This is a genomic window from Staphylococcus sp. ZWU0021 (assembly GCF_000798895.1).
Taxonomy (GTDB): Bacteria; Bacillota; Bacilli; order Staphylococcales; family Staphylococcaceae; genus Staphylococcus; species Staphylococcus saprophyticus.
The window spans coordinates 209,543-224,310 of record NZ_JTLN01000034.1; the positions used below are offsets into that span (position 1 = coordinate 209,543).

A 14,768-nucleotide genomic window follows, 5' to 3' on the forward strand; every position below is an offset into this window, starting at 1 on the left:
AAATCATGTGTAAAAATATATTGAGTCAGTCATAAAAAAATGTTATAGTAGATGCTATGTCACGCGAACGCTTTAACGCAATAAAGCTTTGTAAAATATAAAGGATGTAAAAATAATGAATAAACAATCACAATGGAAATCCTCGACAGGATTTATTTTAGCAAGTGCTGGCTCTGCTATCGGACTAGGAGCTATGTGGAAATTCCCATATATGGCTGGCATATATGGTGGTGGTGCGTTTTTACTAATGTTTCTAGTATTTACGATATTTGTAGGATTGCCACTACTTATAATGGAATTTACTGTAGGTAAAATGGGGAGAACCTACACAACTAAAATATATGAAAAATTAACGAAAAAGCGTTGGCTTAATGTCATTGGCTGGAACGGTAATTTAGCAGTATTTATATTATTTGGTTTTTATAGTGTCATTGGTGGCTGGATCGTTATATATATCATCAATGTAGCGTTTCAAATATTAACTTTTAGTAATGATCAATTAGGAAGTATAGCATTTGAGACGATTATAGGAAATCCTTGGTTAACCATTACAGGTCAAGGTATCTTCATTTTATTAACAATGATTATTGTTATGATGGGTGTCGAAAAAGGCTTAGAGAAAGCGTCTAAATTTATGATGCCATTACTGTTTATCTTTTTAATTGTGATTGTGATTAAATCACTTTCTTTAGAGGGTTCAATGGAAGGCTTGAAGTTTATCTTAGAACCACGTTTAGAAGATATATCCATGGAAGGTGTCTTATTTGCACTTGGACAATCATTCTTCACTTTATCTTTAGGAACAACGGGCATGATTACTTATGCCAGTTATGCTTCGAAAGAAATGACTATTAAGACTTCTGCAGTTTCAATTGTTGCTATGAACATTTTGGTGTCGGTATTAGCAGGAATGGCGATATTCCCAGCAATCGCTGCATTTGGTTACAGTCCAACTGAAGGTCCTGGCTTATTATTCAAAGTATTACCCAAAGTATTTGATCAGATGGCTTTTGGACAAGGATTCTATTTAATTTTTCTAATTTTATTCTTGTTTGCAGCACTGACTTCTTCTATATCATTACTTGAATTAAACGTCTCAAACTTTACTAAAAATGATAATTCAAAACGTAAACCTGTTGCTTTTTATGCTAGTTTATTAGTGTTTATGATTAGTATACCTGCTACATTGTCATTTAGTAGTTTAAGTGGTATTCAATTTGGCGCAGGTTCAATATTTGATAATATGGATTTTTTAGTTATTAACATATTAATGCCTTTAGGTGCATTAGGGACAACGTTAGTGGTAGGACAAGTGCTAAACAAAGATGATTTAAAAGCCCATTTTGGAAAAGATAAATTTAAATTATTTATGCCGTGGTATTATCTAGTGAAATTTATTTTACCGGTCATCATCGTACTAATATTTATTGCTCAATTTATCTAAAATGTACTCGTCGTTATTTGGCGAGTGCTTTTTTGATTGCGCAAAATTAAATTGCACTCTATCGTTGGCTTGATAGCAGTTATTTAGTAAAATCTAATTAAATTATTTATTAAAAGTTTTAATTTTTTAGATACGATGTATGGACTTAATGTCTTAAATTATTCTTTTGATAAATAAAAATTTTCGGAAATGATGTAAGCGTTTTCTTTTAAAGGAGTTGAGTCGTATGAAAGCTTTAATTGGTAAGTTTTTTGAACTGATACCACGTTTTATCGTTAATCTTTTCATATAGTTTTATTTGAATGTGTATAAAATCATTAACCAAGAGGTGTTGAATATGGATAAAAGACAAAACAAGTACAGTATACGTAAATTTACTTTCGGCGCTTCTTCAATTTTAATAGGTTCATTACTATTTTTAGGTGTAGGGACAGCTCAGGCTGCTGAAGAAGACCATCATACTGAAACAAAGGTACAACAATTGAATGGGAATCAATTGGGGAATGATAAACAAGAAAAATTAGTGAATGAAACATCAGCAATACCGGTTGAAAATGATCATACACAAGCGAATGATGAAAAAAATACGAATAATGCAAGCTTACATACTGAACAACAATCCGATCAAACAAAAACAATTGATAATAAAAATACAGTAGATCCGGAATACAACGCAAAAGATAAAGTGCAACAAGAGCATGCAGATGAAGTAGATCCAGAATACAACGCAAAAGATAAAGCGCAACAAGAACAAGCAGACTAAGTAGATCCGGAATACAATGCAAAAGATAAAGCGCAACAAGAGCAAGCTGTTAACAAAACAGCTGAACAACCAAATAAAACTGCTAAACAAGGACAGTATAAAAAACAAGACCCAATCATTTTGGTTCATGGCTTTAATGGTTTCACAGATGTTATTAATCCATCTGTTTTATCGCATTACTGGGGTGGCGACAAATTGGATATTCGCCAAGACTTAGAAAGTAATGGATATGAAACATATGAAGCAAGTATAGGTGTATTAAGCAGTAACTATGACCGTGCTGTTGAACTTTATTAATACATAAAAGGTGGTACTGTGGACTATGGTGCAGCACATGCTGAAAAATATGGACATGACCGTTACGGAAAAACATATGAAGGTGTGTATAAAGATTGGCAGCCAGGACAAAAAGTACATCTAGTAGCGCATAGTATGGGTGGACAAACGGTAAGACAATTAGAAGAACTGTTGCGTAACGGCAACAAAGAAGAAATAGAATATCAAAAAGCGCATGGTGGTGAAATTTCACCATTATATCAAGGTACGAATGACAATATGATTAATTCTATTACGACTTTAGGTACGCCACATAATGGTACAATTGCCGCAGATAAATTGGGTAATGATGCCTTTGTAAGACAGTTGGCCCTTGATTATGCGAAATTCAAAGGTAATAAAAACTCTAAAGTAGATTTTAGATTTGGACAATGGGGACTTAAACAAAGAGAAGGCGAATCATATGTTAAATATGTACAACGTGTACAAAATAGTGCACTTTGGACAACGCAAGATAATGGTTTCTATGATTTAACACGTGAAGGCGCAGAAAAGTTAAATAAAAAAACGTCCCTAAATCCTAATATTGTATATAAAACCTATACTGGTGAATCTACAAGACCGACATTATTAGGTAAGCAAAAATCTGATATCGGCATGTTTTTCCCGTTCACTGTTACAGGTAATGTGATTGGGAAAGCAGCAGAAAAAGAATGGCGTGAAAATGATGGTCTGATTTCTACAATTTCAGCACAACATCCATTTAATCAGGCATATACAGAAGCAACAGATCAAATTCAAAAAGGTATATGGCAAGTAACACCTATCAAACATGGTTGGGATCATGTAGATTTCGTTGGCCAAGATGCAACGGATTATAGCCATCCAACAGAAGAACTACAACAGTTTTGGCATGGTTTAGCCGATGATTTAGTACGTAACGAACAATTTGATGCATAATTTGTGCGATAAATTTTGCGAAGGAGGTTATGATGATGTCAGGTGACTTATTCGATTTATTAGGTTCTTTCTTCAGAGTAATAAAATCTTTATTCTTTTAATAAAATAGTAAAATATGATATCAGTTCGCTAAGATGATTTGAACATCTAAACGTAAGTTAGCTATTCACGTAAAGCTTATTAAGTAAAATCGTATTTAAGCTATATATCACAAGCTCTTTCTTAAAGTAGGCACGCAATATGTGTAAACTTTTTAGGAAGAGCTTTTTTATGGATGAAAGTATATTTATTAAATGATCATGCGTATAATATGTACTAATAGTTGGGAGGCGTTTCAATGATTCCATTTTCAAAAGGTGAATTAGCAGTCATAAACGATGCTATAATTGATGAAATTTATTATTGGAAGTATGAAGAAAAGCTACAAGCAGCTAAAAAATGGAATGGACCGTATATTAATGAACCCAAAATAGATAAATCTACATTTTTTGAGCGAACGAAACAAGGGCGTTACATTTATCCAAGTGTAGAAAGTACGTTAGCTATTATGGCTGATGGTCAATTTATAGGTACAGTTGGATCGTACTGGGTGGATAAAAATACAAATTGGTTAGAAATAGGTATTGTCATCTATGATACAAAGTTTTGGGAAAGTGGTATTGGTTCTGAAGTATTTAAATTGTGGGTAGATTATTTATTTGAACAGAACTTTGTACATCGACTTGGTATTTCCACTTGGTCTGGTAATAAACGGATGATAAAACTTGCAATGAGGGTAGGTATGAAAGAAGAAGCTTGTATTCGCCAAGCAAGAATTGTAGAAGGCCAATTATATGATGCGATTAAAATGGGCATACTGTGTGAAGAATGGGCAAACGTAAATGATTAACATGGAAAAGGTTAAAAAGGAGTCAGCGCTTGCACCTATGCTCTAATAAAAAAGGGGCTTGAGACAACTATTTATGTCCCAAACCCATCAAATAATTTTTAAAAATTATTTACCTGTGAATAAACCAACGATTTTTTTGATGATATCAATGATAAAGCTCATGTAACTCACCTCGCTTTGTTTTGTTACCCTTACTTTAATATAATTGCGCTCAATTGTGTTGAGTGATACCTAAGTGGTAAAAAAGCATTCGCAAATGGTATAGCGAGGAAAAATAAAAACAATTGCGCATGCTAAAGTGTCTTGAATGGAATTGTTTTATTTTTGAGCAAAATGAATAGGCCGAAACTTCATTAGAAGTTTCGGCCTATTCATTCATATACACAGCAGTTAGCTGTTTTTTTAAATGTAAAACACAAGTTCATGAAATAGATTGCTAGTATAACTAGAACATGATATTAAAATCGTTTAGTCATGTTTCAAATGTGGTTCTAGTGCTAGAAATAACTATTAATAACAAGCGACATTACGCTGCTACTTGCCTATAAAGAAAATTTAGTCTGTGATAGCTCCTTTTGAAGCGGATGACACAAGCTTAGCATACTTAGCTAGCGTACCTCGATTGGCTTTTAAAGGTGGTGCTTGCCATTGTTTGTTACGACGCTCAAGTTCTTCGTCTGATACATCAAAACTAATTTCAAGTTTTTCTGCGTCAATGGTAATCGTGTCGTTTTCTTCTAATAATGCCATCGGACCGCCAACTTGTGATTCTGGCGCTGCGTGTCCGATAACAAGACCATGAGAACCGCCAGAGAAACGGCCATCTGTGAGTAACGCTACAGATTCACCTAATCCCTTACCAACAAGAATGGATGATGCAGATAGCATTTCAGGCATGCCAGGTGCACCTTTAGGGCCAGCATATCGAATAACGACCACGTCACCTGGTTTGATTTCGTCATTTAAGATGGCTTTGGTAGCCTTAGATTCGGAATCAAATACGCGTGCGGGTCCTTTGATATAAGTTACGCTCAGACCTGAGATTTTTGCAACGGCGCCTTCTGGGGCAAGATTTCCTTTCAAGATAACAAGCGGTCCAGTAGCATGTTTTGGATTGTCAAAATCAATGATAGATTTATTATCGGTTAGGTCAGGTTGTTGTTCAAGGTTTTCAGCAACAGTCTTGCCAGTTACGGTCAAGCAATCTCCATGGATTAAGCCTTTGTCATGTAATAATTTCATAACTGCTGGAATACCACCGACTTCATCAAGATGTGCCATGACATATTTACCACTTGGTCTCAAGTCAGCGATATGTGGGACACGCTTACGAATTTTTTCGAAATCATCAAGTGTTAAATCGACTTCGATTGTATGTGCAATAGCAAGTAAATGTAAAATTGCATTGGTAGATCCTCCAAGTGCCATGACTACAGTAATTGCATTTTCAAATGCTTCTTTAGTCATAATATCTTTTGGATAGATGCCTTTTTCTAATAGTTTATAAACGGCTTTACCTGCTGCTCTGCTGTCTTTGGATTTATTTGTAGAAACTGCTGGATGCGAAGCACTTCCTGGTAAACTCATGCCCATGGCCTCAATAGCAGATGACATCGTATTGGCAGTGAACATACCACCACAAGCACCGGCCCCTGGACAAGCGGCACATTCTACTTTGTGAAGTGCCTCTTTATCTATTTCGCCATTATTATACTGTCCGACGCCTTCAAAGGCAGAAACAGCATCTAAATCTTTACCATCCAATTTCCCAGGCAATATTGTGCCGCCATAAACAAAGACAGCTGGTAAATTAAGACGAGCGATACCAATCATACATCCCGGCATGTTTTTGTCACAACCACCAATAGCGACAAGTGCATCTAAATTTTCAGCACTGACAACTGATTCTATAGAATCCGCGATAATTTCACGACTTGGTAAAGAGAAGCGCATACCGTCTGTTCCCATTGAAATACCATCTGATACTGTAATGGTATTGAAAATAAGTGGCGAAGCACCTGCCTCACTAATGCCTTGTTTTGAAGCACGAGCTAAACCATCAATATGCATATTACATGGCGTGACTTCACTCCAAGTACTTGCAACACCAATCATTGGTTTTTGAAAATCTTCATCTTCAAAGCCGAGCGCCCGTAAATAAGCTCGATTGGGTGTACGACTGACACCTTCACTAATTACTTTGCTGCGAATACGTAAATCTTTTTGTTGTTCGCTGTGTTCTTTAGTCAAATAATTACCCCCATTAAAATAGTTTGATAGATATTGAAATATGAATTTAAAAGTTTGAAAAATCAGAAAAATTGAATTGTTAAGCTATAACAACTTTAAAAACATCGAATATACACCGTATCTATTTATTAGTCTAGTGTCAAATCTATCAATACATATATGTATTGTCTTACCCGTTTTTGTTATTTGCAAATAATAAAAATTGAAAAAATCGATAAATGTGTAATGTAGATAAATTGTATTAGTCTAGCAAAATTTATTAAAATGAATTGTATTAGGGAGTATTTTAAATTTAAAAAGGGTGAAGACAATGACCGATTTTAAACCATTAGAAGATTACTTAAATATTAATACAGAAAATTATCGTGACAATGATTTAACAACACTAAATCATTATATATATCAATATGTTATTAATGTACCTTTTGAAAATATCAATGTGCAAAATAAACAACCGATTGCTTTAGACGATGAGGCGATGATTTATAAAATTGTTTCAGAGCACAGAGGTGGTTATTGTTACGAACAGAATCGTTTGTTCCATAGTTGGATAACGTCCAAAGGGTTTGATGCTTATATGATATCAGCAACAATCAATACGGGTAATGGGTGGGCCATGGCCGGTTCTCATATGGCATTAATTGTACAAATAAATCAAGAAAAATATTTAGTAGATGTGGGTTATGCCGATGTACCTAAACAAGCGATGCCATTAAAAAATGAACCGGAAGTGATTGAGGATGTGAATGGATATTTTCAAGCGTCGTGGATTGATACGCAAACGATTGATATGAGCAAATATAAAGATGAGGCTTGGGAAATTCAATATCGCGCGATTGACAAAGCGCAAGCAATCATGGATTTCGATGAAGCGATTCATTTTAATCAGTATGATGCGCATTCTATATTTGTAAAAAAATTAATTGTTAGTAAAGCAAAGTTGTATGGACGCGTAACATTATCTAATAATCATTTAACGATTACGGATCATGGTGAAAAAGAAAAAATTCCTGTAACACAAAGTAATTATCAGACACTATTAAAAGCATATTTTGGTATAGAAAATATAAAATTACGACCTTTTGAATAAATCTTTGTTGTTTGCGGTTTAATTTGAACGCAACCGAGTTGTTCTCTTTTGTAATGATAATGTCATATAATTAATATACTCATTTACAGGTCGAGGGTGTATAATAAACAGGTGAGTATAGAGATGAAGCGAAAAAAGAGAATATTTGGGAGGTTTACATAAATTGCGTAAAAAAATTATTGCAACTGTAATCGGGACAAGCGCATTAGCTGCAGTTACTTGGACAAACGCAGATGCTGCAACAACTTATAAAGTTAAGAGCGGCGATTCATTATGGTCAATAGCGAATAAATATAATATGTCAGTGGCTAAGTTAAAGTCGCTTAATAATTTAACGTCAAACGTTATTTTTCCGAATCAATCGTTGAAAGTATCTGGTTCAACAAGTTCTAGTACATCGTCAAATACATCTACGGGATCAACATACACGGTTAAATCGGGTGACACTTTATCAGGGATTGCTGCAAAATATGGCACAACGTATCAAAAAATTATGAGCCTAAATGGTTTATCAAATTTTAATATTTATCCGGGACAAAAATTAAAAGTATCAGGTGCAGCGTCTTCAAGTAGCTCAAATACTTCAGGGAACACAAGTAGTGGCAGCACAACAACCTATACAGTTAAATCGGGTGACTCATTATCAGCGATTGCTGCAAAATATGGCACAACGTATCAAAAAATCATGAGTTTAAATGGTTTAACTAACTTTAATATTTATCCAGGTCAAAAATTAAAAGTATCAGGTAAAGCATCTACAGGTGGTTCAGGATCAAGTTCTACTGGATCTGCTGGGTATAAGACACCTGTCTTTAATCATTCAAATTTATATGACTGGGGTCAATGTACGTGGCATGTATTCAATAAACGTGCCCAAATTGGTAAAGGAATTAGTACATATTGGTGGAATGCCAATAACTGGGATACAGCTGCTGCAGCGGATGGTTATACAATAGACCGCAAAGCGACTGTTGGTTCTATCTTACAATCTGATATGGGCTATTATGGTCATGTAGCGTTTGTAGAATCTGTAAATGCTAACGGTAGTATAACGATTTCTGAAATGAACTATAGTGCATCACCAGGTATTGTGACTTATAGAACAATTCCTGCTTCACAAGTAAGTTCTTATGTATATATTCATTAATAATAAATTAAAAAAAAGACTCGAAGCATAGTATGGATGTCCATATTGTGATTCGAGTTTTTTTAAATAGAACTTGGGTTGGTTTGTTGGTGACTAGATACTTACTTCACCTTTACGAACAGATTTTAAGCGTTTTACTGTTGAAAATAGTGTGCTCGCAAGTGTGAAAGTTGAAAATACTTTTGCGAATTTACGTGGTGATTTTAAAGCTGTATAAAAGTCTAATACAGCCCCAACACTAGTGATGGCAATGCTTGCGTAAATTAATTTTTTATTTCTTGATTGATAGGCATACCAATTAAAGCCTTCTACAGCAATGCCTACAAAATTAAGTGTGTTAGAAATGCGATTTATTTTAGTTTTTTTAGCCATTTATCGTAAAGCCTCCATTTTTGAAAATAGTTATCTTGTTTCGTATTATACCATTAATATACATTCAATTAAGATTGTCTGAAATTTAATGTGTATGGATAATAAAATATGATAACATAAGCGTTGATAGTATAAAACCAGTTTGATTCATTAATATAAAGTTAGTATGGAACGGAAATTGATGCTGTGGGGTGTTGAGTAATGATTAAATGTGTGTGTTTAGTAATTGAAGAACAAGAGAAATTATTGCTTGTTCAGTCAAGGAATAGAGAAAAGTATTATTTTCCAGGCGGCAAGATTGATATAGGAGAGACGTATAAACAAGCGTTACAAAGAGAATTAAATGAAGAACTACAATTAGATATACCTGAGTCATCTTTAATTTATATGCATACCGTTGTTGGCGAAGCCTACCCACAAAAAAATATGAAAACAGAACTCAATTGTTTTTATACGACGGCAGATATAGATTGGTCTACCTTGGTACCAAGTCAAGAAATCACTGATTTACAATGGATAGATAAAAAGGATGAACATAAAATTGCGCCTGCCGTTATTACATGGATAGAAGAACAGCAACATTTTAAAAATATAGAACGAGAGATATCTTTCGTTGAGCTTGTTCCCTATACTGAGAAATTAATAAGTGATGTGAAGCATATAGCGTTAGATATTTCCGATCGTCAATTCACTAAGACACCTGTTGAAAATATCAAACTCGCAGCGCATGATAGTGAAAGGCATCCTACGCTAATTTATAATCATAAGCACCAATGTGTTGGCTTTTTTACTTTACATGAGGGGCAAGGCGTGGCGCCATATACTACAAATAAAGTCGCAATATTTTTTAGGTCATTTAGCATTGATAAAAACCAACGTGGGAAAGGTTACGCTAAAAAAGTAATGGATGCACTGCCAGGCTACTTGAGTAAACAATTTCCAGATATAGATGAAATTTATCTCACTGTTAATAATGACAATATCGTAGCACAAGCATTGTATAAACAGGCCAATTATGAAAATGCGGGAACATCTACTTTAGAAGGTCGATCTGTTTATATTTTAAGGCGGACAATTAAATAGTTATGATATGGAATGCGTTAGAAAAGGTAACATAAAGTGTTATTTTTCCTGACGCATTTTTGCTATTCATATGGAATGGGTTTATGCTCCGGTATAAAGGAGTGAGTGCTATGAATATGAATGATACATTATTTTTGTTTCTTTGTACGTTACTAGTGTGGTTAATGACACCGGGGTTAAGTTTGTTTTATGGGGGATTGGTTCAATCTAAAAACGTATTGAATACAGTCATGCAAAGTATGTCGGCAATTGTTATAGTAACGTTTGCATGGATGTTATTTGGATTTAGCTTTAGTTTTGGATCTGGGAATTCATTTTTTGGAGATTTTACATATATAGGTTTAGCTCATGTTGGTTTTAGTACACAATCAGCAATTTCACCGCATATACCTTTAGCGCTGTTTATGCTATTTCAGTTGATGTTCTGTACCATTGCAGTTTCAATTTTATCAGGATCAATAGCTGAAAAAATGAAGTTTATACCTTATTTAATTTTTGTGTTTTTATGGGTTATCTGTGTATACAGTCCTGTTGCACATTGGGTATGGGGTGGAGGTTGGATTGATCAATTAGGTGCGATTGATTATGCAGGTGGAACAGTTGTGCATATAACGTCTGGTATATCTGGTTTGGTCTTAGCAATTATGATTGGTGCAGGGAAAAACTTTGATAAAAGACCGCCACATAACCTTATTATTACACTTATTGGCGCAATTTTCGTTTGGATTGGGTGGTATGGATTTAATGTAGGGAGCGCATTGTCGTTTAATAAAATAGCGATGATTTCATTTGTGAATACAGTGCTCGCAGCGAGTGCAGGTGCCTTAGGTTGGTCAATGATAGAGTATTGCATGAAGAAAACGACGAGTTTGATAGGTATGTTGTCGGGCATGCTTGCAGGATTAGTTGCTATTACACCAGCTGCCGGTTTCGTAGGATATATGAGTGCTGTGGTGATTGCGCTTATAGGCGGTGTGTGTTGTTACTTCGTCATTAATTACATTAAAGGGAAATTACATTATAATGATGCCTTAGATGCATTTGGCATACACGGTGTAGGGGGGGTGGTCGGTGCACTTTTAACTGGTGTATTTCAGTCACATCATATTAATGGCGATGTGGTAAATGGGCTTTTATTAGGCGGAGGTATGATGCCCGTAATCAATCAGTTGATAGCTGTAGCTATTACCATTGTATTTAGTGGGATCATGACTTTTATTATTGCGAAAGTGATTGCCCAATTTAGTGAACTAGGGACAGATACAGAAGAAGAGGCACAAGGCTTGGATTATGTTGTACATGGGGAGCGCGCTTATTTTAGTGGCGAATTAAATAAATTAAATAGACGTAAATAAATATAAAAAACCAGTCTGAAACAATCGTTGATGTTTCAGACTGGTTTTTAGTTAGTTATGAGATGGCAGCACTGAACATACAATTTATGACATCTATGATTACATCCACAGCGCAACATAATATGAGGTAGGATGATGCTTTGAAACAATACAAAGAAGAACTGTGGATACGCTGTCCTTAAAATTAACGATGGGTGTCTGGTGCTTTTTGATTTTTGATTAATAATGCTGTTAACCATGCAGTAATTGGGATGCTTATAGCAACTGCGATACCGCCAAGAATAATAGAAATGAATTCTTGTGCGAAAATTTTAGAATTTATAATGTGCCCAAAGGAATAGTTAAGCTTGAAAAACCAGAAAAACAATGTCAATTGACCACCGAAATAAGCGAGATATATCGTATTGGCTGATGTTGCTAATATTTCACGACCGACCCGCATACCTGAATGAAATAATTCTTTTTGTGTTAAATTAGGATTTGTTTCGCTTAATTCATACATTGGAGAACTGATTGTAATAGCTAAATCAATAACAGCGGCGATCACGGCAAGTACGATGGTAAATACCATAAATTTCACCATATCTATACCGATATTCATAGAAAAGATATAAGTTTCGTCCTGTTGTTCGGTTGTAAACCCTTGTAAATGTCCGATTGAAACGGATAAATATATAGCTGCGATTAATATGACTGTCGTAACGATTGTAGCGTAAAATGCAGCTTTTGTTTTTGTATTATAGCTATTTAGTACAAACAAATTACAGGCTGCAATAACAATGCAGAATATAAGTGTAACTAGATAAATAGGCACACCGAATATGATGAGTATAATTGAAATAAATAAAATGACAAAATTTAAAAACAGTGTCAGATAAGAAATCAATCCCTTTTTCCCACCAAAGATCAACATTAATATAAATAATATGAGACCTAATAATGTTATCGCACTCATGATTTAACACCTCGCAATTTAAACCAAACTTGCATCAATAGAATGGTGATGGGAATTGTTAAGACAATGCCAATACCACCCGTGATTGCCCGGGAAATTTCCAATGACCAATTCATAGAAATTGTATACGTAATGGTGTTTGCATTTTTTAAGTAAATTAGGAGCATAGGCAAACTTCCGGATAAATATGAAAATAGTAATATATTTGTCATTGTTCCCATAATGTCTTGTCCGATGTTACATCCTGCAAGTGCCCAACGTCTCATACTGATATCAGGTGTACGACGTAGAATTTCAGCCATACCACTGGCAATTGTAATAGCAACATCCATGACAGCGCCTAGTGAACCAATCATGACAGAAGCTAAGAATACTTCCTTTGGTGGCAAGGTTAGAAAACTCATAGTTTCGAATTTTAAACCAGAGCCATCAGTTATTTGAATGATGCATTGCGTAATACCTACGCATAAGAATGTGCCAAGTAAAGTGCTGATAATGGTGATGAGTGTCCGCCATTGCCAGCCTGTGACGAGGACTAGCGTTAATGTCGTAGAAATGAAGATGGCGATGCTCATTAGGCCGAACAGACTGATATTTGGCGATTGATTATGAATATAAATCGCTAATAATACAATACATGTATTGAGCGCAAGAGATAGAATCGATTGTAAACCTATTTTTTTACCTACTAGTAACACGGTTAATAAAAATATACCAGTTATCGCAACGACTAAACTATCGCGTTTCTTTTCCGTTATATAGGCGGTGCTGAGATTTTTGTCAACGTGCAATAAGACTTTATCATTTTTTGAAAATGCTTCACTGTCTGCTTGTGACTCGGTATATTCATGTGTGATTGTAGTTGTTTTACCTTCGAATTTACCATTTAAAATATGAATATGTAATGTTTCTTTATGCTTAGTATCTTTGTTGTGATGTTCATCTGACACTTGTGTTGATTGAGTATTGTTTATTTGTGTAATTTGCCCAATCGGTGTGTCATAAAACTTAGCATTAAAAAAAGTGAATATGAATAATCCAACAAAAATAATGCAAAAGGTAAGTACAACCCAATTGAAGGGGCGTGTTAATAATGTTTTAACAGACTTCAAATAAATTCAGTCCTCTCTTTATAGACAATGCGATTATACGCGCATCGAGAACTGAATTCAAAGATTTATGAAAAGTATTTAATGATATGTGGCGCTACGACTTAATAACTGGTCAATCGTAGATAACATGAGTTGAATATCATTTTTTCTATTATCACGACGAATGATGCTACATATGGTCCGTTTTAACTCTGTGTGTTCTAATGAGATATCTATCCATTTTTGGGGATTTTTATCTAAGAGTTGATAAGATGGTGCGATGATATAGCCTCGACCTTTATTTAATAAGTATTGAGCTAACTGTGTACTAGTTACAGTGCGAATAGGCGTTTCTACGACATTAGCTAATGTTTGTTTGATGTGCGGTGGCAAAGCATAGAGTTCATAAATCGATTTGTTTGAAAATTGTATTAAAGGTGGATTCGTTGCCATAGTAATTGGATCATCTTTAGGGACGTAGATATGAAAATTTTCTTCAAATAACGGATTTATTTTTAATGATGTATTTTGTTTGATTTTTTGTGTTAAATCCATAAAGGCGATATCGATTTGGTTTGTAATCAGAGCGTTCAATATTTCGCTTTCTTTCATTAGAATAGGTTCAATAATAGAATCACTGTTGTTTTCAAATGCTTGTATCAATAAAGTGAGTACTTGAGAAATATAACATTCAACATAGCCGATTCTTATAATGAAGTGATTTGACTCTGATTGATTGTGGAACAGACGGATTGTTTCATCAAGTTGGTCGATAATTTTGGTTGCTTCAGAGAAAAACTGTTTTCCTTCATCTGTTAAATAAATATTTCGACCTTCTCTTTTGAATAGGGTAACTTGGAGTTCATTTTCAAGATGAGCAATTTGGCGACTGATTGCTGATTGTGCAATATTTAATTCTAATGCTGCTTCTGATAAATGTTCTCTTTTTGCAACTTCTATAAAATATTTCAATTGTTTAATTTCCATGTATAACCCTCTTTTCAACAATCGTTCTAATAATTAGAATGATATCATCTATTTTATATATTGAACAGATTAATCAACTGCTATATAGTTTACTTACTTATTTAAT

At 34.5% G+C, this 14,768-nt stretch carries 11 protein-coding genes and 1 pseudogene; 7 read left to right on the forward strand and 5 right to left on the reverse strand.

Annotated elements, in window-relative coordinates:
* Positions 1-112: 112 nt before the first annotated feature.
* The 3 genes and pseudogenes from L987_RS13115 (at position 113) to L987_RS13125 (ending at position 4,332) form a co-directional block, all read left to right on the forward strand.
* The gene (locus tag L987_RS13115) at positions 113-1,444 is read left to right on the forward strand and encodes a sodium-dependent transporter (protein WP_173020189.1); all 1,332 of its coding nucleotides are present in this window, start codon (positions 113-115) and stop codon (positions 1,442-1,444) included.
* A 337-nt stretch (positions 1,445-1,781) separates the two neighbouring features.
* Positions 1,782-3,443 (forward strand): annotated as a pseudogene (lip, locus tag L987_RS13120) (YSIRK-targeted triacylglycerol lipase).
* A 337-nt stretch (positions 3,444-3,780) separates the two neighbouring features.
* Entirely contained in the window at positions 3,781-4,332 is a 552-nt protein-coding gene (locus tag L987_RS13125) for a GNAT family N-acetyltransferase (protein ID WP_047505337.1), read from the forward strand.
* 555 nt (positions 4,333-4,887) lie between these two features.
* On the opposite strand, the gene ilvD is transcribed toward L987_RS13125, so the two are convergent.
* Positions 4,888-6,582: a dihydroxy-acid dehydratase gene (ilvD, locus tag L987_RS13130; protein WP_011303894.1), complete on the reverse strand. Its 1,695-nt coding sequence runs from the start codon at positions 6,580-6,582 to the stop codon at positions 4,888-4,890.
* 310 nt (positions 6,583-6,892) lie between these two features.
* Here ilvD and L987_RS13135 point away from each other — a divergent pair, with 310 nt between their 5' ends.
* Positions 6,893-7,672, forward strand: a complete 780-nt coding sequence (locus L987_RS13135) for an arylamine N-acetyltransferase family protein (RefSeq protein WP_047505340.1) — start codon at positions 6,893-6,895, stop codon at positions 7,670-7,672.
* 163 nt (positions 7,673-7,835) lie between these two features.
* Positions 7,836-8,819 carry a LysM peptidoglycan-binding domain-containing protein gene (locus tag L987_RS13140; protein ID WP_011303892.1) on the forward strand — a complete coding sequence of 328 codons (984 nt, stop codon included), beginning with the start codon at positions 7,836-7,838 and terminating at the stop codon, positions 8,817-8,819.
* Positions 8,820-8,912: 93 nt separating this feature from the next.
* Here L987_RS13140 and L987_RS13145 read toward each other — a convergent pair whose 3' ends face one another.
* Positions 8,913-9,191, reverse strand: coding sequence for a hypothetical protein (locus tag L987_RS13145; RefSeq protein WP_002484239.1), 279 nt, complete (start codon positions 9,189-9,191; stop codon positions 8,913-8,915).
* A gap of 201 nt (positions 9,192-9,392) precedes the next feature.
* Between L987_RS13145 and L987_RS13150 the strand changes: the two genes are divergently transcribed.
* Together L987_RS13150 and L987_RS13155 are read left to right on the forward strand one after the other, a co-directional pair.
* A complete protein-coding gene (locus L987_RS13150; RefSeq protein ID WP_047505343.1) occupies positions 9,393-10,274 on the forward strand; it encodes a GNAT family N-acetyltransferase in 882 nt (293 codons plus the stop codon).
* Positions 10,275-10,384: 110 nt separating this feature from the next.
* The gene (locus tag L987_RS13155) at positions 10,385-11,629 is read left to right on the forward strand and encodes an ammonium transporter (RefSeq protein ID WP_011303890.1); all 1,245 of its coding nucleotides are present in this window, start codon (positions 10,385-10,387) and stop codon (positions 11,627-11,629) included.
* Between the two features lie 184 nt (positions 11,630-11,813).
* Here L987_RS13155 and L987_RS13160 read toward each other — a convergent pair whose 3' ends face one another.
* The 3 genes from L987_RS13160 to gltC form a co-directional block, all read right to left on the reverse strand.
* Positions 11,814-12,584, reverse strand: coding sequence for a YibE/F family protein (locus L987_RS13160; RefSeq protein WP_002484235.1), 771 nt, complete (start codon positions 12,582-12,584; stop codon positions 11,814-11,816).
* On the reverse strand, positions 12,581-13,696 hold the full coding sequence (locus L987_RS13165; RefSeq protein WP_047505346.1) for a YibE/F family protein: 1,116 nt from the start codon (positions 13,694-13,696) through the stop codon (positions 12,581-12,583). Before L987_RS13165 ends, L987_RS13160 begins: the two co-directional genes overlap by 4 nt.
* A gap of 78 nt (positions 13,697-13,774) precedes the next feature.
* Positions 13,775-14,662: a glutamate biosynthesis transcriptional regulator GltC gene (gltC, locus tag L987_RS13170; RefSeq protein ID WP_011303888.1), complete on the reverse strand. Its 888-nt coding sequence runs from the start codon at positions 14,660-14,662 to the stop codon at positions 13,775-13,777.
* Between the last annotated feature and the right edge of the window lie 106 nt (positions 14,663-14,768).